The sequence below is a fragment of the Pseudoalteromonas sp. SG45-1 genome (genome assembly GCF_014164135.1).
Lineage (GTDB): Bacteria > Pseudomonadota > Gammaproteobacteria > Enterobacterales > Alteromonadaceae > Pseudoalteromonas > Pseudoalteromonas distincta.
Genome location: NZ_JACJEP010000064.1, coordinates 1 through 1,172 on the forward strand (window position 1 = coordinate 1; position 1,172 = coordinate 1,172).

General features: G+C 51.5%; 1 protein-coding gene. It reads right to left on the reverse strand.

What is annotated here, in order from left to right:
• The coding region (locus tag H5117_RS20370; protein WP_182739019.1) for an Ig-like domain-containing protein at positions 1-1,172 on the reverse strand (1,172 nt) is incomplete at both ends.

Here is a 1,172-nt window from a genome sequence, read left to right on the forward strand (position 1 = left end):
AGTGTTGGTGCAGTCGTGTCTACTTCACCAGTGCCAGTAGCGGTGGTGTCATTGCCTGCTGCATCGCTCACGCTTGCGCTGATGGTGTATCCACCTTCTGCAATGGCTACCGGTACAGGGATTGACCACGTACCATTGGCTAGTACGGTGGCGCTCATTGTTTGCGCTGCGCCGCTGCTGTCGGTGACAACAATGGTTACTTCACTGCCTTGCGGTGCATCGCTGGTACCTGCAATCGTTGGCGTGGTGTCGTTGCTTACACCGTTGTCGGTAATAACAAGGCTCGGACCAGTAAGGTCTATCTGACCTGTCTCGGTGGCGCTGCCGATATTACCTAGACCATCATCTACCTGTGCGGTGACAGTATATTCGCCTTCGGCTAAGTCAGTTGGTGCATCGACACTCCATACTCCACCCGTTACGGTCGTATCAACAGTCGTAATATTCCCTGCACTGTCTTCAAACGTTAAGCTAATGGTGGTGTTATCTGCCGCATCGCTTGTACCATTAATGGTTGGGGTGGTGTCGTTGGTGTCAACCAGTGTATTAATACTGATGCTTGGGGCCGTGGTGTTGAGTGTTGCGGTTTCACTTAATGTAGTGGTATTACCGGCGTTATCACTAACGCTTGCTTCAATAGTAAGTGGACCATCAGTTAACGCGTTCGGTACATCGGCTGACCAGCTGCCATCGGCTTGTACTGTTGCAGTAAACGTTTCTGTATTATCTGCATCCGTGACGTTAATCGTTATAACCGTGCCTACTGGCGCGTTCGATGTCCCGCTGATTGTTGGCGTGCTGTCGTTGGTTGCGCCGACTGTGTCTAACGTCAGTGTTGGCGCTAAGGTATCTAAGTTGCCTGTTTGTGTTGCACCACCGGTGTTGCCTGCATCATCGGTGATACTGGCTTGCACGGTGTAGCTTCCATCTGGTAATTCAGGGCTGGTTGCTTGCCAGTCACCGTTTGCATCCACAGTAGCGGTGATTGGGTGTTCATCACCGTTGCTGTCAGTAATAACAATGTTTACAACGGTGCCTTCAGGCTCTGTTGAAGTACCACTAATCACTGGGGTGCTGTCGTTACCCAAGCCCAGTGCATCAACGGTGACGATTGGCGTAATAGTATCCACATTACCACTGCTGTTTGCTGTGCTCTCGTTGCCTGCCGCATC